This is a genomic window from Enterobacter asburiae, assembly GCF_007035645.1.
GTDB lineage: Bacteria > Pseudomonadota > Gammaproteobacteria > Enterobacterales > Enterobacteriaceae > Enterobacter > Enterobacter asburiae_B.
On sequence record NZ_AP019632.1, the window covers coordinates 940,089 to 960,597 of the forward strand.

General features: G+C 56.4%; 17 protein-coding genes and 5 tRNA genes. 14 read left to right on the forward strand and 8 right to left on the reverse strand.

Features of this window, described 5'->3' with window-relative positions; translation table 11 throughout:
- Window positions 1-31: 31 nt before the first annotated feature.
- The 14 genes from recA (at window position 32) to FOY96_RS04520 (ending at window position 10,211) form a co-directional block, all read left to right on the forward strand.
- Entirely contained in the window at window positions 32-1,090 is a 1,059-nt protein-coding gene (gene recA, locus FOY96_RS04455) for a recombinase RecA (RefSeq protein ID WP_023308943.1), read from the forward strand.
- A gap of 68 nt (window positions 1,091-1,158) precedes the next feature.
- Window positions 1,159-1,659 (forward strand): recombination regulator RecX, encoded by a 501-nt coding sequence (recX, locus tag FOY96_RS04460; RefSeq protein ID WP_033146366.1) that lies wholly within the window; start codon window positions 1,159-1,161, stop codon window positions 1,657-1,659.
- Window positions 1,660-1,790: 131 nt separating this feature from the next.
- Window positions 1,791-4,418, forward strand: coding sequence for an alanine--tRNA ligase (alaS, locus tag FOY96_RS04465; protein ID WP_045888112.1), 2,628 nt, complete (start codon window positions 1,791-1,793; stop codon window positions 4,416-4,418).
- A gap of 241 nt (window positions 4,419-4,659) precedes the next feature.
- Window positions 4,660-4,845 carry a carbon storage regulator CsrA gene (gene csrA / locus FOY96_RS04470; protein WP_000906486.1) on the forward strand — a complete coding sequence of 62 codons (186 nt, stop codon included), beginning with the start codon at window positions 4,660-4,662 and terminating at the stop codon, window positions 4,843-4,845.
- Between the two features lie 342 nt (window positions 4,846-5,187).
- Window positions 5,188-5,280 (forward strand) — tRNA-Ser (locus tag FOY96_RS04475).
- Window positions 5,281-5,284: 4 nt separating this feature from the next.
- Window positions 5,285-5,361, forward strand: a tRNA-Arg gene (locus FOY96_RS04480).
- A 64-nt stretch (window positions 5,362-5,425) separates the two neighbouring features.
- A tRNA-Arg gene (locus FOY96_RS04485) sits at window positions 5,426-5,502 on the forward strand.
- 29 nt (window positions 5,503-5,531) lie between these two features.
- Window positions 5,532-5,608 (forward strand) — tRNA-Arg (locus FOY96_RS04490).
- A 161-nt stretch (window positions 5,609-5,769) separates the two neighbouring features.
- Window positions 5,770-5,846: transfer RNA gene (locus FOY96_RS04495), tRNA-Arg, on the forward strand.
- Between the two features lie 257 nt (window positions 5,847-6,103).
- On the forward strand, window positions 6,104-6,670 hold the full coding sequence (yqaB, locus tag FOY96_RS04500; RefSeq protein ID WP_032648006.1) for a fructose-1-phosphate/6-phosphogluconate phosphatase: 567 nt from the start codon (window positions 6,104-6,106) through the stop codon (window positions 6,668-6,670).
- Window positions 6,667-7,095, forward strand: coding sequence for a YqaA family protein (locus FOY96_RS04505; protein WP_008499541.1), 429 nt, complete (start codon window positions 6,667-6,669; stop codon window positions 7,093-7,095). Before yqaB ends, FOY96_RS04505 begins: the two co-directional genes overlap by 4 nt.
- Window positions 7,096-7,178: 83 nt before the next feature.
- A complete protein-coding gene (gshA, locus tag FOY96_RS04510; RefSeq protein WP_039263405.1) occupies window positions 7,179-8,723 on the forward strand; it encodes a glutamate--cysteine ligase in 1,545 nt (514 codons plus the stop codon).
- Window positions 8,724-8,876: 153 nt separating this feature from the next.
- Window positions 8,877-9,392 (forward strand): S-ribosylhomocysteine lyase, encoded by a 516-nt coding sequence (gene luxS / locus FOY96_RS04515; RefSeq protein ID WP_014884972.1) that lies wholly within the window; start codon window positions 8,877-8,879, stop codon window positions 9,390-9,392.
- Between the two features lie 54 nt (window positions 9,393-9,446).
- A complete protein-coding gene (locus FOY96_RS04520) occupies window positions 9,447-10,211 on the forward strand; it encodes an AraC family transcriptional regulator (RefSeq protein ID WP_143346564.1) in 765 nt (254 codons plus the stop codon).
- Here the strand turns inward: FOY96_RS04520 and leuA are convergent.
- The 8 genes from leuA to proV all read right to left on the reverse strand — a co-directional run bounded on the left by leuA (window position 10,198) and on the right by proV (window position 20,412).
- Window positions 10,198-11,853: a 2-isopropylmalate synthase gene (gene leuA / locus FOY96_RS04525; protein ID WP_143346565.1), complete on the reverse strand. Its 1,656-nt coding sequence runs from the start codon at window positions 11,851-11,853 to the stop codon at window positions 10,198-10,200. The two genes, FOY96_RS04520 and leuA, sit on opposite strands and share 14 nt — an antisense overlap.
- A gap of 182 nt (window positions 11,854-12,035) precedes the next feature.
- On the reverse strand, window positions 12,036-13,583 hold the full coding sequence (gene emrB / locus FOY96_RS04530) for a multidrug efflux MFS transporter permease subunit EmrB (protein WP_032660391.1): 1,548 nt from the start codon (window positions 13,581-13,583) through the stop codon (window positions 12,036-12,038).
- A 16-nt stretch (window positions 13,584-13,599) separates the two neighbouring features.
- Complete coding sequence (gene emrA / locus FOY96_RS04535) at window positions 13,600-14,772, reverse strand: multidrug efflux MFS transporter periplasmic adaptor subunit EmrA (RefSeq protein WP_023308934.1); 1,173 nt, start codon at window positions 14,770-14,772, stop codon at window positions 13,600-13,602.
- Window positions 14,773-14,898: 126 nt separating this feature from the next.
- Window positions 14,899-15,429, reverse strand: coding sequence for a transcriptional repressor MprA (gene mprA / locus FOY96_RS04540; RefSeq protein WP_023333174.1), 531 nt, complete (start codon window positions 15,427-15,429; stop codon window positions 14,899-14,901).
- Window positions 15,430-15,742: 313 nt separating this feature from the next.
- Window positions 15,743-16,927 (reverse strand): MFS transporter, encoded by a 1,185-nt coding sequence (locus tag FOY96_RS04545; protein WP_045889178.1) that lies wholly within the window; start codon window positions 16,925-16,927, stop codon window positions 15,743-15,745.
- 214 nt (window positions 16,928-17,141) lie between these two features.
- Window positions 17,142-18,137 carry a glycine betaine/L-proline ABC transporter substrate-binding protein ProX gene (gene proX / locus FOY96_RS04550; protein WP_094935686.1) on the reverse strand — a complete coding sequence of 332 codons (996 nt, stop codon included), beginning with the start codon at window positions 18,135-18,137 and terminating at the stop codon, window positions 17,142-17,144.
- 9 nt (window positions 18,138-18,146) lie between these two features.
- Entirely contained in the window at window positions 18,147-19,217 is a 1,071-nt protein-coding gene (proW, locus tag FOY96_RS04555) for a glycine betaine/L-proline ABC transporter permease ProW (protein WP_094935687.1), read from the reverse strand.
- Entirely contained in the window at window positions 19,201-20,412 is a 1,212-nt protein-coding gene (gene proV / locus FOY96_RS04560) for a glycine betaine/L-proline ABC transporter ATP-binding protein ProV (RefSeq protein WP_039263415.1), read from the reverse strand. The genes proW and proV overlap by 17 nt, the downstream gene beginning before the upstream one ends.
- Window positions 20,413-20,509: the final 97 nt, after the last annotated feature.

Below are 20,509 nucleotides of genomic sequence, written 5' to 3' on the forward strand. Positions count from 1 at the left end.
AGTCGCTTCTCCCGGCATGACAGGAGTAATAATGGCTATCGACGAAAACAAACAGAAAGCGTTGGCGGCAGCACTGGGCCAGATCGAAAAGCAATTCGGTAAAGGCTCCATCATGCGCCTGGGTGAAGACCGTTCCATGGATGTGGAAACCATCTCCACCGGTTCGCTTTCTCTGGATATCGCGCTGGGCGCTGGCGGTCTGCCTATGGGCCGTATCGTAGAAATCTACGGGCCAGAGTCCTCCGGTAAAACCACCCTGACGCTGCAGGTGATTGCCGCGGCACAGCGCGAAGGTAAAACCTGTGCGTTTATCGATGCCGAGCACGCGCTGGACCCTGTTTATGCCCGCAAGCTGGGCGTGGATATCGACAACCTGCTGTGTTCTCAGCCGGACACCGGTGAGCAGGCGCTGGAAATTTGTGACGCGCTGGCGCGTTCTGGTGCCGTTGACGTTATCGTGGTCGACTCCGTTGCCGCACTGACGCCAAAAGCCGAAATCGAAGGTGAAATCGGTGACTCTCATATGGGCCTCGCGGCACGTATGATGAGCCAGGCGATGCGTAAGCTGGCGGGTAACCTGAAGCAGTCCAACACGCTGCTGATCTTCATCAACCAGATTCGTATGAAAATTGGTGTGATGTTCGGTAACCCGGAAACCACTACCGGTGGTAACGCACTGAAATTCTACGCCTCTGTCCGTCTGGATATCCGTCGTATCGGCGCGGTGAAAGAGGGCGAAAACGTAGTCGGTAGCGAAACCCGCGTGAAGGTTGTGAAGAACAAAATTGCTGCGCCGTTCAAACAGGCTGAGTTCCAGATCCTCTACGGCGAAGGGATCAACTTCCTCGGCGAGCTGGTTGACCTGGGCGTGAAAGAGAAGCTGATTGAAAAAGCGGGCGCCTGGTACAGCTACAACGGTGACAAGATTGGTCAGGGTAAAGCGAACGCGATCTCCTGGCTGAAAGAGAACCCGGCTGCGGCGAAAGAGATTGAGAAGAAGGTGCGTGAGCTTCTGCTGAACAACCAGGACTCCAAACCTGATTTCGTGGTCGATGCCGCGGATGCTGAAGAAACTAACGAAGACTTTTAATTGTTTCGTTTAAAAATGAAGGGCTGCTGATGCGGCCCTTTTTGCATTTCTGAATCAGCAGGTTTTTTATGAGTGAACCGACAACACGTCGACCCGCGTATGCACGCTTACTGGACCGCGCGGTGCGCATCCTGGCCGTTCGTGACCACAGTGAACAGGAGCTGCGGCGCAAACTGTCGGCTCCGGTGATGAGTAAAAACGGGCCGGAAGAGATTGATGCCACCGCGGAAGATTATGACCGCGTGATTGCCTGGTGCTATGAGCATCGTTATCTTGATGACGAGCGTTTTGCCTCACGGTTTCTCGCCAGCCGCGGCCGTAAAGGATATGGGCCCGCGCGCATCCGGCAGGAACTGAACCAGAAAGGGGTGGCCAGGGAGTCCATCGAAAAAGCGATGCGCGAATGCGATACTGACTGGTGCGAGCTGGCCAGAGAACAGGCGATTCGTAAATACGGCGAACCGCTGCCGCGTGAGTTTTCAGAAAAAGTTAAAATCCAGCGCTTTTTGCTCTACCGCGGCTTTCTGATGGAAGATATTCAGGATATCTGGCGTAATTTTGCCGATTGAACGCATGCGGGATTTTACTTCCCACTAAAGAAAACTTATCTTATTCCCACTTTTTCCAGTAGCTGGTCTGTCCAACGGTTTACCGATACAGGCTGGCTACGACATTTCGTTAGCTTGATTTCAGGATAATTATGAGCAAGAGCACCGCTGAGATCCGTCAGGCGTTTCTCGATTTTTTCCATAGTAAGGGACACCAGGTTGTTGCCAGCAGCTCCCTGGTACCGAACAACGATCCGACTCTGCTGTTTACCAACGCCGGGATGAACCAGTTCAAGGATGTGTTCCTTGGTCTCGACAAGCGTAATTATTCCCGCGCCACAACCTCACAGCGTTGCGTGCGTGCGGGCGGTAAACACAACGACCTGGAAAACGTCGGTTACACCGCGCGTCACCATACGTTCTTCGAAATGCTGGGTAACTTCAGCTTCGGCGACTACTTCAAACACGATGCTATTCAATATGCGTGGGAACTGCTGACCGGTGAAAACTGGTTCAACCTGCCGAAAGAGCGTCTGTGGGTTACCGTCTATGAAACCGATGACGAAGCCTACGAAATCTGGGAAAAAGAAGTCGGGATCCCGCGCGAGCGTATTATTCGCATCGGTGATAACAAAGGCGCGCCATACGCGTCTGACAACTTCTGGCAGATGGGTGATACCGGCCCTTGCGGTCCGTGCACCGAGATCTTCTACGATCACGGCGACCACATCTGGGGCGGGCCTCCGGGCAGCCCGGAAGAAGACGGCGATCGCTACATTGAGATCTGGAACATCGTGTTCATGCAGTTCAACCGTCAGGCCGACGGTACGATGGAGCCGCTGCCGAAGCCTTCCGTCGATACCGGTATGGGTCTGGAGCGTATTGCCGCGGTTCTGCAGCATGTTAACTCCAACTACGAAATTGATCTGTTCAGCACCCTGATCAAAGCCGTTGCGAACGTTACCGGCGCGACCGATCTGAACAACAAATCGTTGCGCGTTATCGCGGACCACATTCGTTCCTGTGCGTTCCTGATTGCCGACGGCGTTATCCCGTCGAATGAAAACCGTGGCTACGTGCTGCGTCGTATCATTCGTCGTGCCATCCGTCACGGCAACATGCTGGGCGCGAAGGACACCTTCTTCTATAAACTCGTTGGGCCACTGATTGGCGTGATGGGTGCTGCCGGTGATGAGCTGAAACGCCAGCAGGCGCAGGTAGAGCAGGTTCTGAAAACCGAAGAAGAGCAGTTTGCGCGTACACTTGAGCGCGGCCTGGCGCTGCTGGACGAAGAGCTGGCGAAACTTAAGGGCGACACGCTGGATGGCGAAACCGCTTTCCGCCTGTACGACACCTACGGCTTCCCGGTTGACCTGACGGCGGACGTTTGCCGCGAGCGCAACATCAAAGTTGACGAAGCGGGCTTCGAAGCCGCGATGGAAGAGCAGCGTCGTCGTGCGCGTGAGTCCAGCGGTTTCGGTGCGGACTACAACGCGATGATTCGCGTTGATAGCGCGTCTGAATTCAAAGGTTATGACGCGCTGGAACTGACCGGCAAAGTGACAGCCCTGTTTGTTGACGGTAAAGCCGTGGACAGCATCAGCGCGGGCCAGGATGCGGTTGTCATTCTGGACAAAACGCCATTCTACGCGGAGTCCGGCGGTCAGGTTGGCGATAAGGGCGAACTGAAAGGCAACGGCTTTAGCTTTAGCGTCAGCGACACCCAGAAATACGGTCAGGCGATTGGTCACCAGGGCAAACTGGTTTCCGGTTCTCTGAAAGTGGGCGAGGGCGTACAGGCTAACGTGGATGAAGCTCGCCGCGCGCGCATTCGTCTGAACCACTCTGCAACCCACCTGATGCACGCTGCCCTGCGCGACGTACTCGGTACCCACGTTGCACAGAAAGGTTCTCTGGTTAACGACAAAGTGCTGCGTTTCGACTTCTCGCATTTTGAAGCGATGAAACCGTCTGAGATCCGCGCGGTGGAAGATCTGGTGAACGCGCAGATCCGTCGTAACCTGCCAATCGAGACCCACATCATGGAGCTCGAGGACGCCAAGAAAAAAGGTGCGATGGCGCTGTTTGGTGAGAAATATGACGACCGCGTTCGCGTGCTGAGCATGGGCGACTTCTCTACCGAGCTGTGCGGCGGTACGCACGCATCGCGCACCGGTGACATCGGCCTGTTCCGCATTGTTTCCGAGTCGGGTACGGCGGCGGGCGTGCGTCGTATTGAAGCGGTGACCGGTGAAGGTGCGATTGCCAGCCTGCATGCGCAGAGCGATCAGCTGCACGACATCGCGCAGCTGCTGAAAGGCGATAGCCAGAACCTGGGCGAAAAAGTGCGCGTTGCGCTGGATCGCACGCGTCAGCTGGAAAAAGAGCTGCAGCAGCTGAAAGAGCAGGCTGCGGCGCAGGAGAGTGCAAACCTCTCCAGCAAGGCTGTAGACATTAAGGGCGTCAAACTGCTGGTCAGCGATCTGGCGGGCGTTGAGCCTAAGATGCTGCGTACTATGGTCGACGATCTCAAGAACCAGCTTGGTTCTACCGTTATCGTGCTGGCGACAGTGGCAGAAGGTAAGGTTTCTCTGATTGCGGGCGTCTCTAAGGATGTGACCGACCGCGTAAAAGCAGGGGAACTGATTGGTATGGTCGCTCAGCAGGTGGGCGGCAAGGGTGGCGGTCGTCCGGACATGGCGCAAGCCGGTGGTACGGATGCAGCGGCACTTCCGCAAGCTTTGGCCAGCGTTGAAAGCTGGGTAAGCGCGAAACTGTAATAACTACAAAGCACAAGCAGACGCCATAGCGGTAACGTTATGGCGTCTTGTTCACTGTGCTATCGATAACGATAAAGTCAGGTTGAGTTTGTGTATATCGGCTAAACTTACGTTTAACAGAATGTGATGCCGTGACTGCTTACACTTTACGTGTTTGTCATCGCTTACTTTTTGGCGTTATATGATGGATAATGCCGGGATACAAGAGACCCGACTCTTTTAATCTTTCAAGGAGCAAAGAATGCTGATTCTGACTCGTCGAGTTGGTGAGACCCTCATGATTGGGGATGAGGTCACCGTGACAGTTTTAGGGGTAAAGGGTAACCAGGTACGTATTGGTGTTAACGCTCCTAAAGAAGTATCTGTCCACCGTGAAGAGATCTACCAGCGTATCCAGGCTGAAAAATCCCAGCAGTCCAGTTACTGATATTGTCGCGTCTCGCTGTCGGGCGAGACGCAACCCTCCTGTCATTTTTCCTGCTCAACGTTACCGTTTAATTTCAAACGCTCTCTTTTTAACCACTCCGTTACCCTAAACTCGCCCTTACGCCGCTATTTCTGCAAAGGTTTTCTGTGAAGATGCCTGCAAAATCCGCTTATAAAACACCCTCTTTGCGGCTTTTACATGCGAATTGCGTGTGATTTGTGCAAACGATAAAAGCTTTTGGAAAATTGTTTGACTTATAAGTCCCAGAAAGTAATATATGCGCCACGCAGCGACGAGAAGCTCTTAACGAGTAACTCGAAGCACTCGAAAGAGGCGTTGTGTGGTGAGGTGGCCGAGAGGCTGAAGGCGCTCCCCTGCTAAGGGAGTATGCGGTCAAAAGCTGCATCCGGGGTTCGAATCCCCGCCTCACCGCCATTTTGCATCCGTAGCTCAGCTGGATAGAGTACTCGGCTACGAACCGAGCGGTCGGAGGTTCGAATCCTCCCGGATGCACCATCTATTACTTCATATTGCTTTAGAAGTGATATGAATATCGAGCAGTACAGTAGTAAATCCCGATGCATCCGTAGCTCAGCTGGATAGAGTACTCGGCTACGAACCGAGCGGTCGGAGGTTCGAATCCTCCCGGATGCACCATTTACTATTTCTGAAAGCAGTACCCTGATGCATCCGTAGCTCAGCTGGATAGAGTACTCGGCTACGAACCGAGCGGTCGGAGGTTCGAATCCTCCCGGATGCACCATATTCTCCGAGATAATAGCCACGCTGTTGTTTCAAGGTCTGCGAGTTAATCGCGAGCACCAGGGAGGATAACGTTGCTTCAGCAACGGCCCGTAGGGCGAGGCGCAGCCGAGTAATCCTCCCGGATGCACCATTTACTGTTTCTAAAAGCATTTCCCTGATGCATCCGTAGCTCAGCTGGATAGAGTACTCGGCTACGAACCGAGCGGTCGGAGGTTCGAATCCTCCCGGATGCACCATATTCTCCGAGATAATAGCCACGCTGTTGTTTCAAGGTCTGCGAGTTAATCGCAAGCACCAGGGAGGATAACGTTGCTTCAGCAACGGCCCGCAGGGCGAGGCGCAGCCGAGTAATCCTCCCGGATGCACCATCTCTTCTGTTATTCCCTTCGATGTTTATTTCTTAATCACTCTCGTAGTTATGGCTTCTCAGTCAGCGACAAAAATCACCATTTACGATAAAGTAATGCTTTGTTAATCGTTTAGCGAGAGCACGATGTACGCACAGTATGACGGTTTGATCTTCGATATGGACGGCACTCTCCTGGATACCGAACCCACGCATCGTCAAGCCTGGACTGACGTCCTGGGCCGCTACGGCATGCGTTTCGATCTTCAGGCGATGATTGCCCTCAACGGATCCCCCACCTGGCGTATTGCGCAGGCCGTGATTGAACTGAATCAGGCCGATCTCGACCCGCACCTGCTCGCGCGCGAAAAAACCGATGCGGTAAAAGCCATGCTTTTAGATACCGTACGCCCTCTGCCGCTGATTGATGTGGTAAAAGAGTGGCACGGGCGCCGCCCGATGTCGGTAGGAACCGGGAGCGAAAGCGCGATTGCAGAAGCTTTGCTCAACCATCTTGGCCTGCGCCACTATTTTTCTGCCGTGGTCGCCGCCGATCATGTTAAACATCACAAGCCCGCACCGGACACCTTCCTGCTTTGCGCAGAATTAATGGGCGTCCCGGCGGCAAAATGTGTCGTGTTTGAAGACGCCGATTTCGGCATTCAGGCCGCGCGTGATGCCGGAATGGATGCGGTGGATGTGCGCTTACTGTGAGTGACGCGCTGTCACTTGCCTCATTATTCGCCAGCAGTTTTTTAAGCGCCACGCTGTTACCGGGAAATTCGGAAGTGGTGCTGGTGGCGATGCTGTTGTCCGGCGTGAGTCAGCCCTGGCTGCTTGTATTAATAGCAACAATGGGTAATAGCCTTGGAGGGCTGACTAACGTTATTCTTGGGCGTTTCTTTCCGCTGCGCGAAAAATCGCGCTGGCAGGAAAAGGCAGTCGGCTGGCTAAAACGCTATGGCGCTGCCACGCTGTTATTAAGCTGGATGCCTGTAATAGGCGATTTACTGTGTCTGCTGGCGGGATGGATGCGCATCTCCTGGGGACCGGTGCTCTTTTTTTTGTGCCTTGGCAAGGCGTTGCGCTATGTTCTCGTGGCGTGGGCAACACTACAGGGTATGACGTGGTGGCACTAATTGGTGGAATGAATACGCGACCTTCAATCGTCAACCATTACAATTATGCTGAGTAACATTACTTTGACAGGCGGGAGGTCAATTTGATCCCGGACGTATCTCAGGCGCTGGCCTGGCTGGAAAACCACCCTCAGGCATTGAAGGGTATTCAGCGTGGTCTTGAGCGTGAAACGCTGCGCGTTAACGCGGACGGTAGCTTAGCGACGACGGGTCACCCGAAGGCGTTAGGCTCGGCGCTGACACATAAATGGATCACAACCGATTTCGCTGAGGCACTGCTGGAGTTCATCACGCCAGTAGAGGGTGATATTGATCATATGCTGACGATCATGCGCGATATCCATCGCTACACCGCGCGCAACATGGGCGACGAACGTATGTGGCCCCTCAGCATGCCGTGCTATATCGAGCAGGGCCAGGAGATTGAGCTGGCGCAGTACGGCACGTCAAATATCGGCCGGCTGAAAACGCTCTATCGCGAAGGGCTGAAAAACCGCTACGGCGCGTTGATGCAGACGATCTCGGGCGTGCATTACAACTTCTCGCTGCCAATGGCGTTCTGGCAGGCGAAATGCGGTGAAACGGATAAAGACGCGATCTCTGAAGGCTACTTCCGCCTGATCCGCAACTATTACCGTTTCGGCTGGGTGATCCCGTATCTGTTTGGTGCCTCCCCGGCGATCTGTTCTTCGTTCCTGCAGGGGAAACCGACCACGCTGCCGTTCGAGAAGACCGAGTGCGGAATGTACTATCTCCCGTATGCCACCTCTCTGCGCCTGAGCGATCTCGGTTATACCAATAAATCGCAAAGCAATCTCGGTATTACGTTTAACGAATTGCACGAATATGTGGCAGGATTGAAGCGGGCGATCAAAACCCCGTCGGAAGAGTACGAGAAAATCGGCCTCGAAAAAGACGGCAAGCGCCTGCAAATCAACAGCAATGTGCTGCAGATTGAAAACGAGCTGTATGCGCCTATTCGTCCTAAGCGCGTGACACGCAGCGGTGAAACCCCGTCGGATGCGCTGCAGCGCGGCGGGATCGAATACATTGAAGTGCGTTCGCTGGATATCAACCCGTTCTCACCGATTGGCGTTGATGAGCAGCAGATTCGCTTCCTGGATCTGTTTATGGTCTGGTGCGTGCTGGCGGATGCGCCGGAAATGAGTTCAGACGAACTGCTCTGTACCCGTACAAACTGGAATCGCGTGATTCTGGAAGGGCGTAAGCCGGGCCTGACGCTGGGTATCGGCTGCGAAACGGCACAGTTCCCGCTGACCAAAGTCGGCAAAGATCTGTTCCGCGACCTGAAGCGTGTTGCACGCACAATGGACAGCATCGACGGCGGCGACGCGTATCAACAGATCTGCGACCAGCTGATGGAATGTTTTGATAATCCGGAACTGACGTTCTCAGCGCGTATTCTGCGTTCTATGATCGATCAGGGCATTGGCGGCACCGGGCGTTCACTCTCAGCGGAGTACCGCGAGATGCTGATGCAGGAGCCGTTAGAAGTGCTGAGCGAAGCGGATTTTGTCGCGGAACGCGATGCGTCCGTGGTGCGTCAGAAAGAGGTTGAAGCGGCGGATACCGAGTCGTTTGAGGCGTTTCTGGCGAAGCAGTCTTAAGCAGAAAAGAAAAAGGCCACATCGCTGTGGCCAAAATATACATCTCTGAATTCAGGGATGATGATAACAAATGCGCGTCTTTCATATACTCAGACGTGCATTCTGTAGAAGAGTTCAGTTTATTTTAAAAAAAATCACTATCGGAGGTGACGTATGCCGTTATTAGATAGCTTTACTGTCGACCATACCCGTATGGAAGCACCTGCAGTACGCGTGGCGAAGACCATGCACACCCCGCACGGCGACACGATCACCGTCTTCGATCTGCGTTTCTGCGTGCCAAATAAAGAAGTGATGCCAGAGAAAGGCATTCATACCCTGGAACACCTGTTCGCCGGTTTCATGCGTGACCATCTGAACGGCAACGGCGTTGAGATCATCGACATCTCTCCGATGGGCTGCCGTACCGGTTTCTACATGAGCCTGATTGGCCAGCCGGAAGAGAAACGCGTCGCTGATGCGTGGAAAGCGGCGATGGAAGACGTGCTGAAGGTGAAAGAGCAGAACCAGATCCCTGAGCTGAACGTTTACCAGTGCGGTACTTACCAGATGCACTCTCTGGAAGAAGCGCAGGACATCGCGCGCCACATCATCGAGCGTGATGTTCGCGTGAACAGCAACGAAGAGCTGGCCCTGCCAAAAGAAAAACTGCAGGAACTGCACATCTAGTGCACCTTTCCCCTCTCCCTCCGGGAGAGGGTAGGGTGAGGGTGGTTTAACCCCATGACCACAACCTCAACGTTCTCCTTTACCCATCGTCCCCTCGTTCCGTTTGCCCATGATTACGTTCATGGTGACAGCGAGCCGTGGCATGAGCACGACTGCGCGCAGCTGTTGCACACCCTGAGCGGCGTGGTTCGGGTCGATACGGAATCGGGCTGTTGGGTTGTTCCTCCCGGTCGCGGCGTCTGGCTACCGGCGGGGACCCGCCACTCGCTTCGCATCACCGGCAACGTGGCGGCGCGAACGCTGTTTATCGATCCGCTGGCGCGGGCCGATCTCCCGGCCACCTGTCAGATCGTGCAGATCGCGCCGCTGTTGCGCGAGCTGATCCTCGTCTCTCTTGCTTTACCTGAATCGTACTCGCCCGGCAGCCGGGATGAACGCGTCTATGAACTCATTCTCGATGAAATCCGCACCATGCCTGTGCTGCCGTTTCATCTGCCGGAGCCGGAAAGCGAGGTGTTACGTCACCTGTGTTTGCAAATCCGGCAAAACGCGGGGGAGAGCTGGAGCAGCGCGCAGGCCGCGAGCATGATGAACATGAGCGAGCGCACCCTGAACCGCCATTTTCAGCAGCAGACGGGATTAAGCTACGGCGAGTGGTTGAGAAGGGCGCGCCTGCTGGAAGCCTTAGTGCGGCTGGCGCAGGGCCAGCCAGTGCTGCGCGTGGCGCTGGATCTGGGTTACGGCAGCCACAGCGCCTTTACGGCGATGTTCCGCCGGGTGATGGGCATCTCTCCCAGCGATTACTTTAAGAACGACTGACGGCGTTTAAGAGCGCCTGAAGCGACGCGCGCGCCACGTCGCTGTCGATGCCCACGCCCCAGCGGCTGCTGCCGTCCTGGAACAGGCAGCGGATGTAGGCCACCGAGCGGCTGTCGCTGCGTTCGCCTAACGTATGCTCGTGATAATCCTTAATCACGAACGGGACGTTGACCCAGCGGCTCAAGCCGTGAGCGGCGGCGGAGAGCAGACCGTTACCCTGACCTTCCAGCTGACGCGTTCCCCCCTGCGTAGCGATGCTTGCCGTCAAACGCAGCTGGCCGTCCTGCTGGCTGTCGCTGCGGTAGGATTGCAGCGCAAACTGCGGCGTGGCTACCAGGCCGTAGCGGGTGCGGAACAGCTGCCACAGCGCGTTTTGCGTCATCTCTTTCCCGTGGCGATCGGTTTCCTGCTGCACGTGCTGGCTGAAATCCTGCTGCAGGGCGCGGGGTAATTTCAGACCATGATTCTGTTCGATGAGCCATGCGCTGCCGCTTTTCCCTGACTGGCTGTTCACGCGGATCACCGCTTCGTAGGTGCAGCCGATATCCTGCGGATCGACCGGCAGATACGGCATCTCCCAGCGCTCGCCAGGCCTGCGGGCATCAAAACCTTTTTTGATCGCGTCCTGGTGCGAGCCGGAGAAAGCGGTATAGGCCAGCCGTCCGGCCCACGGGTGGCGCGGATGCACCGGCAGCTGGTTGCAGACTTCCACCACTTCCACGATCCGGTTCATATCGCTAAAGTCGAGATTCGGGCTGATGCCCTGGATGTAGAGGTTCATCGCCAGCGTCACCAGGCAGACGTTGCCCGTGCGCTCGCCGTTACCAAACAGACAGCCCTCCACGCGGTCTGCCCCCGCCATCACGGCCAGCTCGGCGCTGGCGACGCCGGTACCGCGGTCGTTATGCGGATGCACGCTGATGCAGACATCCCGGCGGCGGCTGAAGTGGCGACAGAAATACTCGATCTGGTCGGCATAGACGTTCGGCGTGCTCACTTCGACGGTGGCCGGTAAGTTGATCACCATGGGCCGTTCGTCGCACGGCTGCCAGATCTCCGCCACGGCTTCACAAATCTCCAGCGCAAACTCCGGCTCGGTAAAGCAGAAGGTCTCCGGGGAATACTCATACTGCCAGCGGGTGTCCGGGTTCTCTTCACACAGCTGACGAATTAGCCGCGTGGATCGCGTCGCCAGCTCAACGATTTGCGCTTTTTCCATGCCGAACACCAGGTGGCGGAACAGCGGGGCGGTGGCGTTATACAGATGGACGGTGGCCTGTTTCGCACCGCGCAGGGATTCGAAAGTGCGATGGATGAGATCTTCCCGCGCCTGGGTTAATACCTGAATCGTGACGTCATCCGGGATGCGGTTCTCTTCAATCAGCTGGCGAACGAAGTTGAAGTCGGTCTGCGAGGCGGATGGGAAAGCCACCTCAATTTCTTTGAATCCGCAGCCCAGCAGCAGGTCCCAGAACTGCAGCTTGCGGGTGCTGTCCATCGGCTCGGCAAGGGCCTGGTTGCCGTCGCGCAGGTCGGTGGAGAGCCAACGCGGCGCGCGGGTAATGCGTTGCTCCGGCCAGCGGCGGTCGGGCAGAAAAAGGGTTGGATAGGGTTGGTACTTGTCGGCGGGTGTGTTCAGCATGATGCGCTCCTGTTGTCTTTTCACTATCGTGAATTGATTTCAGGAGCGCTGCTTTATCGAAACTGTCAATCGCTGTCGCGTTCTGGACACGGTGCGGTTTTTTGCCGGATGGCGGCTACGCCTTATCCGGCCTACGTTCGTAGGCCCGGTAAGCGAAGCGCCACCGGGCAACTGTCACAGGACTAGTGCGCGCCACCGCCGCCGCTACCGGCGCCAAACGGTGGTTTAGCAAACCACACCAGTCCCAGCAGGACGATAAAGATCCCCGCCGATATCCAGAAAATCTCGTTGGCGGAGATAATCAGACCCTGATTGGTGATCTGCTGGGCGATCCAGCCGGACGCCTGCTGTTCCGTCATACCCATTCCCTGCAGCTGGTTGTACATCTGCTGAGAGTTCGGGTTGAACGGGTTCACCGCTTCGGTCAGCTGGGCATGGTGCATCGATTCACGGTTCGTCCACAGGGTGGTGGTGATCGACGTACCTATCGAGCCCGCCAGCGTTCGCGTAAAGTTCGACAGGCTCGATGCGGCCGCCATGCGCTCAGGCGGTAAACCGGAAAGCGTGATGGTGGTCAGTGGCATAAAGAAGCACGCCACGGCAAAGCCCTGAATAAACTGCGGCCACGCGGACGCGCCAAAGTCCATTCCCGGTTCGAACGTATACGCGCGCCAGTAGAAGCACACGGCGTACATGATAAAGCTGAACGTCACCAGCCGGCGCATGTCGAGCTTGTGGGCGAAGCGGCCAATAATCGGCGACAGCAGAACCGGAATCAATCCAACCGGCGCCGAGGCTAAACCTGCCCAGGTTGCGGTGTAGCCGTATACCTCCTGCAACAGCTGCGGCAGCAGTACAATCGCGCCGAAGTAGAGCATGTAGGCGAGGCTGATACACAGACAGCCTATGGTGAAGTTTCGCGACTTAAACAGCGACAGGTCGACTATCGGGTTATCGTCCGTCAGCTCCCAGACAATCAGGAAGCTCAGCGACACCACCGCGACAATCGTCAGGATGATGATCTCCCTGGAGTTGAACCAGTCCAGCTCTTTGCCCTGGTCGAGCATGACCTGCAGGCTACCGATGCCGACAACCAGCAGTGCCAGACCAATGGCGTCGATACGCCGCTGTTCCGTACGGGTTTCTCTGCCGCGCAGCGACTGGAGCGTCAGCATTACCACGAGGGCGCCAATCGGTACGTTGATGAAGAAGATCCAGCCCCAGTGATAGTTGTCGCTGATATAGCCGCCTAAGATAGGCCCGCAAATCGGCGCGACAATCACGGTCATTGACCACAGCGCCAGCGCAATCGAGCGTTTGGCTGGCGGGTAGTTGTTCAGCAGTAAGCTCTGCGACAGCGGGATCAGCGGCCCGGCGACAATCCCCTGAATGACGCGGAAGAAAATCAGCATCGTCAGGCTGCTGGACATGCCGCACGCCCAGGAGGCAAGAACGAACAATACCGTTGACCAGAGGAACAGCTTCACTTCACCGACGCGCTTTGCCAGCCAGCCGGTAATCGGAATGGAGATGGCGTTTGCCACCCCAAACGAGGTAATGACCCAGGTCCCCTGGCTCAGCGACGAGCCAAGGTTACCGGCGATGGTCGGGATCGCTACGTTTGCGATGGTGGAGTCCAGCACCTGCATGAATGTCGCCAGCGACAGCGCGATGGTCATAATGACCAGCTGCGCGCCTTCCAGCGGTTTTTGCGGCTTTTGCTGTTGCATAACGCTCACCTTCGGATTAACCGGCGTTTGCCTTCACGATGTCATCGATCAGCTTGTTGACCGGATCGAGGCTAATTTCACGGGCGTTACTTTCATAAGCCGGGCTGCTGCGCACCTGGCTTGCCAGGATCTGACCGTCGCGGTTGGCGGTGTCGACCGTTACCAGCGTAGAGAGGCCGATACGCAGCGGGTGATCCGCCAGCTGTTTGGCATCCAGCTCAATACGCACGGGCAGACGCTGAACCACTTTGATCCAGTTACCGGTGGCGTTTTGCGCAGGCAGCAGGGAGAAGGCGCTGCCGGTCCCCATGTCCAGGCCGACCACTTTACCGGTGTACTTCACGTCATCGCCATAGATGTCGCTGACAACCGTCGCGCTCTGGCCGATACGCATATGGGCAAGCTGCGTCTCTTTAAAGTTGGCGTCTACCCACAGATTGTCTGCCGGCACGACCGCCATCAGCGGCGTGGTTGGGCTAATCTGCGCCCCTGGCTGGACGGAACGACGGGAGACATAGCCGGTCATCGGGCTGACGATTTTGGTACGCTGCAGGGCAAGCCACGCGTTGCGCACTTCGGTCGCCGCCTGCTGTACGGCAGGCTGGTTTTCCAGGCTGGTGCCCAGCACCATCGCCTGGTTGGCGTTGTACTGCTGAATGGCCACATCCAGCTGTGCCTGAGCGCTGGCAACGGCATCGCGGGCGTGCTGCAGCTCTTCACGGCCAATCAGGTTAGCCGTGCCGAGCGGTACGCGGCGGTTCAGGTCGCTCTGCGCCTGCGCCAGCGCCGTTTTCTGCACGTCGATGTTGGCCTGCAGCTGTTTGCTGTTGATCATCAGCTGGCGGGTCTGACGGACGCTGGAGGCCAGCGCGGTCTGTGCTTTTTCAAACGCCTGCTGGGCGTCGGTTGGATCGAGGGTCACCAACACATCGCCTTTTTGCACAAAGTCGGTATTGTCAGCCCAGACTTTCGTCACGCTGCCCGACACCTGCGCCATAATTTGTACCTGGTTCCCTGCCACGTACGCGTCGTCAGTCTCTTCAGCATGACGCAGTACTAAAAACCAATAGATCCCATATGCCACGGCAATAATGATAAAGAGCAAGGTCAACAGAAGAAGGGCGCTCTTACGTTTGCCTTTCTTGTTGGCCGGTTGCTGCGGGGTAGTGCTCTCCGCATTTGCGCTCATTGTTGTTCTCCACGATCTTCTTATTTTCACATCGGCTGAGCCGACCTGTTGTCAGAAAGGCCAGCACTGTGACGTGCTGGCCTGTCGGTTTTCTTATGAATCTGGAATGGTGAGCGTGTCGTCGCGTTAGCGCAGCGCCTCAAGAACGGCGCCGTCTTCATCCATCTGGTCCAGACGGGTGAGCAGCTTGCGAGTGATGTGCTCAAGCTGGTCGCGCTCGGCGGTGCTGAGGACAGACCAGAGTTTGTGCAGGCAATTGTGCTGAGGTGGCAGCACCTCGCGCAGGAACTGGTGACCTTTATCGGTCAGTTGCAGATGCAGGCAGCGGCGATCGTTGTCGCTTTCACGGCGCTCAATCCAGCCGCGCTTTTCGAGTTCATCGGCAATTCGGGTCGCATTGGTACGGGAGGAGCCCAGCGCGCAGCTCAGTTCGGAAGGCTGAATGCTGTGATTTTCCTGAGACTCCAGCGTAATCAACGCCATAAACAACGTCTCGTTAATCCCTTGAGCTTTCAGCATTTTATTACGGTTTTCCAGTAGCTTACCCTGCATGTGCATGCACAGGCGAGTCAGCAGGATTTCCTGATACGGGAAGTCCTCATGGCGACTGGCGCGGAATTTAAGCATTTGTTCAATGGGCGTAAACGAACTATCCATTTGGGCATAACCTCATTAATTACAGCCGATATAGTAACGATAGTGACAAATAATGTAAATGAATTATTTGTGCGGTTATATCCGCCAAACTTATGTCACCATCAGAAAGCGCCGGGTAAGTCCGTGACCCGGTGAGCACAGAAAGCGTTGGGTGTGAACCCGCTGAAGAGAGGATGTGAGGACGGGGGTCTGAACTATTCATGCCGATTGTAAATATGTCACCCACATTAAAATTTCTGGGATAAATGATTACGTTTACATTAACAGAGTGAAGGGCCTCTTAACACCCTAAGAGGCCAACTCAATGTAAATGTTAGTTAATTGCATCCTGACGGTGATAACCGCGCCACCATACTAGCAGGTTGAGAGTGGCGACGATGGCCCCGATCGCGCATACCCCCGACCAGCCCGCATGCTGCCACGCCGACGCTGAAATGAGTGAACCCGCCGCGCCGCCGATGAAGTAGCTGGTCATGTATCCGGCCGTAAGGCGGTTACGCGCCTCTGGCTTCACGCGATAGATGACGGTCTGATTGGTGATGTGAACGCCCTGAACGGTGAGATCGAGCACCAGGATACCGACGATCAGCGCCAGCACCGAGATGTGTCCGTACCAGATCGCCGCCCAGGAGAGCAGAAGTAAAACCAGCCCTGCGGAGGTGGTCAGGTGGGATTTGCCCTTGTCGGCCAGCCCGCCAGCGGGGCGTGCCCCCAGCGCGCCTGCGGCACCGGCCAGGCCGAACAGGCCAATCACCCCTTCGGAATAATTGAACGGCGGCGCGGCCAGCAGAAACGCCATTGACGTCCAGAGAATGCTGAAGTTAGCGAAGGTGAAACAGCCCAGCAGGGCGCGGGTACGCAGAAGCTTGTCCTGCGTAAACAGGCTGAAAACGGAGGCCAGCAGCTGAGGATAGTTCAGGTGGTTTTCCTGCTTCACTTTTGGCAGCCCGCGCCACAGCGCCAGCGCCATGACGACCATCAGCACGCTCGCCACCCAGTATACGGTGCGCCAGCCGCCGAGGCTTGCCAGCAGCCCTGCAACGGTACGCGCCAGCAAAATCCCCAGCAGCAGGCCGCTCATGATGGTGCCCACCACCTTGCCGCGTTTTTCCGGGGAGGCGAGGGTCGCGGCGAGCGGGACCAGGATTTGCGCCACCACGGAGAACAGCCCCGTTAGCGCGGTACCGACGATCATCATCGTCAGCGACTGGCTGCTGGCGGTGATCAGCATCCCACCGGCGGCCAGCAGGGTCATGGAGACGATCAGCATTCGGCGTTCAAACATATCGCCGAGCGGCACCAGGAACAGCAGCCCGGCGGCATAGCCCAGCTGTGCAGCGGTGACGATAAAGCCTGCGGAGCTGGCGGAGAGATTGAACGCGCGGGCGATGGTGTCGAGAAGAGGCTGCGCGTAATAGTTGCTGGCGACCGCCAGACCCGTTGCCACGGACATTAAAAGGATGAGTGCGGGGCTAAGCCCTTGAGTTGTTTTTGTCATTAGTTTCAGGAATCGTTAGTTGAGTGATTATTTTTCCGGAAACCATAATAGCTAATGATTGTGAAAGTTGGGGGATTGTTGGGTGATGTATTGTGCGGTTTAGGGGGATTGTGCGGTTTGATCCCCTCACCCCGGCCCTCTCCCAAGGGGAGAGGGAGGTCATCGTGCCCTCTCCCTCTGGGAGAGGGTTAGGGTGAGGGGTAGGGTTTTGTTTTTACTTCTGCGCTTCAAGCGCCTCTTTCACCCAGCCGTCAAACTGCTGCTGGTGGGCTTTGATCCAGCCGTCAACGTGGCCTTTCACATCCGCTTCAGACGATTTGCCCGCATGCATCATTGCGTTCTGGGCATTGATGTCCGCCAGCGGCAGCTTCATCACCGAGAACAGCTTCGCCGCCGCCGGGTTTTTCTCCGCCCAGGCTTTGTTAGCCACGATATGCATGGTGTTCACCGGGAAGCCGTAGTTCATGCCGTTCGGCAGCTTGGTGTCGATATCTTTCTGCTCGCCCGGCAGGGAGGAGAACGGCACCTGCAGCCACACCACGTCTTTGCCCGGCTTCAGCACGTCGCTCACCCAGTACGGCGTCCAGGTGTAGTAGATCACCGGTTTACCCTCTTTGAAGCGGGCAATGGTGTCGGCCATCATCGCTGAATAGTTGCCGTGGCTCACGTCGACCGTTTTCGCCAGATCGAACGCTTTGTTCTGGTGGTTAATCACCGCTTCACAGCCCCACCCCGGCGAGCAGCCCATCATGTCGGCCTTGCCGTCACCGTTGGTGTCGAACAGTTTGGCGATCTTCGGATCTTTCAGCTGTTCAATATTGGTGATGTGGTACTGGTCCGCAGTTTTCTTGTCAATCAGATACCCCTGCGCCGCACCCGTCACGAAGGTCCCTTCGCGATAGAACTTCTTGTCACCGCCGGCGGCGGCATACATGTCGTCGTGCAGCGGCTGCCAGTTGACGGCGGTAAAGGTGGCGTCACCGGAGGCAATCGAGGTGTAGCCCACGTTGTAATCTACTTCGCTCGGCGTGTTAACCGTGTAGCCCAGCTTCTCCAGCGCGCGGCTGACGATCAGGGTCTGGAAGCTCTCTTCCGAAATGGTGCTCTGCACCGGCTGTACGGTAATGCCTTTGCCAGGCAGGTCAGCCGCAAACGCGCTGGTGGAGACAAGGGTGGCAAACGCTGTGGCAAGAAGTACGTTATGTCGCATCGTTGTTCCTTATTTTGATTTCGTGAAAGGGCGGGTGAGTAACCCGACAGGACCGGTCGTATACCAGCGACGGTTGCCGCGACTGCGTGAATCACGACCGACGGCCTGGGTCAGGCGGTCAAGGATAATGGCGAGGATCACAATGCCGACGCCGCCGACGGTGGCCAGCCCCATATCGAGACGGCCAATGCCGCGCAGCACCATCTGACCCAGTCCGCCAACGGCGATCATCGAGGCAATGACTACCATCGACAGGGCCAGCATCAGCGTCTGGTTAACGCCCGCCATGATGGTCGGCATAGCCAGCGGAAGCTGAACCTTAAACAGCATCTGGCGCGGACTGGCGCCGAACGAGCGTGACGCTTCGATCAGGTCCGCAGGTACCTGGTTAATCCCCAGAATGGTCAGACGAATAATCGGCGGCAGGGCGAAGATAATGGTCACTACCACCCCCGGCACGTTGCCGATGCCGAACAGCATCACGATAGGCACCAGATAGACGAACGCCGGGGTGGTCTGCATCGCATCCAGCAGGGGACGAATTATCTTCGCCGCTCGCGGGCTGCGCGCCAGCCAGATCCCCATCGGCAGGCCGATGACAATGCAAAAGAGCAGGGCGGTCAGCACCAGCGCCAGGGTGATCATCGCCTGCGACCACGCGCCAATCGCGCCGATAGCGATCAGAGAGATCAGCGTGGCGAGCCCCATGCCCGCGCTACCGAACTGCCAGGCGATCAGGGAGAACAGGATAATCGCCACCGGCGCCGGCATGCCCAGCATCAGCTGCTGGAAGCCGTTCAGGATGTAATCCACCGGGACGCGGATCCCCTGGAAGACCGGACGGAAGTGGGTGACCACCCAGTCGATCCCTTCCGTAACCCAGCTGTCCAGCGGGATCAGCGTTTTATGGAACGGATCCATGATGTTGAAGTGTTCTGGCGCAGGCACGGGTGCGCTGTTGAGCCAGTCTGCCGCGCCGCCGCCATCGGCAGGAGCGGGCGTGGAACCCCACGCGTCGGTGGATTGTGCAGCGCTGTCCGCTGCCTCAGTGGCGCCCCACGGGTTAGATTGATCGGTCATTGTTTGCCCCCTCGCGATCTAAAGCCTGCAGCAGCATCCTTTTTGAGATGATGCCGACGTACTGTTGTTCCTCACCCACGACCGGCACGGCGCACGGCGCCTGGCCCACGTGAGAAAGCAACTCGCTGAGCGGCGTTTCGGCGTCCACGGCAAGCGGAGCGTCAATTAACGCCGTATCGATTCCCTGGTTCTCAGTGAGAGCCGTTTTCAGGGAGTCGATGGAGACAATGCCAACAAATTTATTGCCGCGTTCAACCAGATAGCCGTATTCACGGTCTTCATCCTGCAGCAGCTTCAGCGCCGAGCGCGGGCCGAAGCCTGGCGTTTTACGGATAATGCCGTTTGGCGTTCGGCGGGCAATATCTTTGGCGCTAAAGACCTGGCTAATATCCACGCCGCGGAAGAAGGTGCGGACATAATCGTTCGCCGGATTATTGAGAATTTCATCCGGCGTGCCGACCTGCACCACTTCACCGTTTTGCATAATGGCAATGCGGTCGCCAATACGCATGGCTTCATCCAGATCGTGGGAAATAAAGACAATCGTTCGCTGATGTTTAGCCTGTAATTTTACCAGCTCATCCTGCATCTCGGTGCGAATTAACGGATCGAGGGCGGAGAAGGCTTCATCCATTAATAATATGTCTGGATTAATGGCTAATGCACGGGCTAATCCCACGCGCTGACGCATACCGCCGGAAAGTTCATCCGGGTACGCATGCGCATAATTTTCCAGCCCGACCTGACGCAGCGCATCAAGGGCTTTTTCCTGACGTTCCTGAGCCGGCGTGCCGGCTAATTCCATGCCGAAAGCGGTATTATCCAGCACAGTCATGTGCGGCATCAGCGCGAATGACTGGAACACCATTGCGATCTTCTTTCTGCGCACCTCGCGAAGCTCTGCGTCTGATATTCTGGCGATATCCACGCCGTCAATCAGCACCTGCCCGCGGGTGGGTTCAATCAGGCGATTGAGAAGGCGAACCATAGTGGATTTACCCGAACCGGATAATCCCATGATGACAAAAATCTCGCCTTCTTCAATGGCCAGACTGGCGTCTTTAACGCCAAGCGATAGCCCGGTTTTTTCCAGAATTTGCTCTTTCGTAAGGCCTTTCTCAATATATTTGAATGCGCGCTGCGGGTGCTCGCCAAATACTTTATAAAGATTTTTCACTTCTAATTTAATTGCCATGCAATAGAGAGTGTCCTGTTATTTGTTTATGCCGATATGATTACCATGGTAAATTGTTAACGGGCATAACCCTAACATACTGAGAATCTGAGGCAAC

Excerpts from the sequence above, each read along its gene's own strand:
- luxS (WP_014884972.1), top strand. The coding sequence starts at position 8,877 with ATGCCGTTATTAGATAGCTTTACTGTCGACCATACCCGTATGGAAGCA.
- emrB (WP_032660391.1), bottom strand. The coding sequence starts at position 13,583 with ATGCAACAGCAAAAGCCGCAAAAACCGCTGGAAGGCGCGCAGCTGGTC.
- proW (WP_094935687.1), bottom strand. The coding sequence starts at position 19,217 with ATGACCGATCAATCTAACCCGTGGGGCGCCACTGAGGCAGCGGACAGC.
- yqaB (WP_032648006.1), top strand. The coding sequence starts at position 6,104 with ATGTACGCACAGTATGACGGTTTGATCTTCGATATGGACGGCACTCTC.
- leuA (WP_143346565.1), bottom strand. The coding sequence starts at position 11,853 with ATGCTGAACACACCCGCCGACAAGTACCAACCCTATCCAACCCTTTTT.
- csrA (WP_000906486.1), top strand. The coding sequence starts at position 4,660 with ATGCTGATTCTGACTCGTCGAGTTGGTGAGACCCTCATGATTGGGGAT.
- FOY96_RS04545 (WP_045889178.1), bottom strand. The coding sequence starts at position 16,927 with ATGACAAAAACAACTCAAGGGCTTAGCCCCGCACTCATCCTTTTAATG.
- alaS (WP_045888112.1), top strand. The coding sequence starts at position 1,791 with ATGAGCAAGAGCACCGCTGAGATCCGTCAGGCGTTTCTCGATTTTTTC.
- proV (WP_039263415.1), bottom strand. The coding sequence starts at position 20,412 with ATGGCAATTAAATTAGAAGTGAAAAATCTTTATAAAGTATTTGGCGAG.
- mprA (WP_023333174.1), bottom strand. The coding sequence starts at position 15,429 with ATGGATAGTTCGTTTACGCCCATTGAACAAATGCTTAAATTCCGCGCC.
- proX (WP_094935686.1), bottom strand. The coding sequence starts at position 18,137 with ATGCGACATAACGTACTTCTTGCCACAGCGTTTGCCACCCTTGTCTCC.
- recA (WP_023308943.1), top strand. The coding sequence starts at position 32 with ATGGCTATCGACGAAAACAAACAGAAAGCGTTGGCGGCAGCACTGGGC.
- emrA (WP_023308934.1), bottom strand. The coding sequence starts at position 14,772 with ATGAGCGCAAATGCGGAGAGCACTACCCCGCAGCAACCGGCCAACAAG.
- recX (WP_033146366.1), top strand. The coding sequence starts at position 1,159 with ATGAGTGAACCGACAACACGTCGACCCGCGTATGCACGCTTACTGGAC.
- FOY96_RS04520 (WP_143346564.1), top strand. The coding sequence starts at position 9,447 with ATGACCACAACCTCAACGTTCTCCTTTACCCATCGTCCCCTCGTTCCG.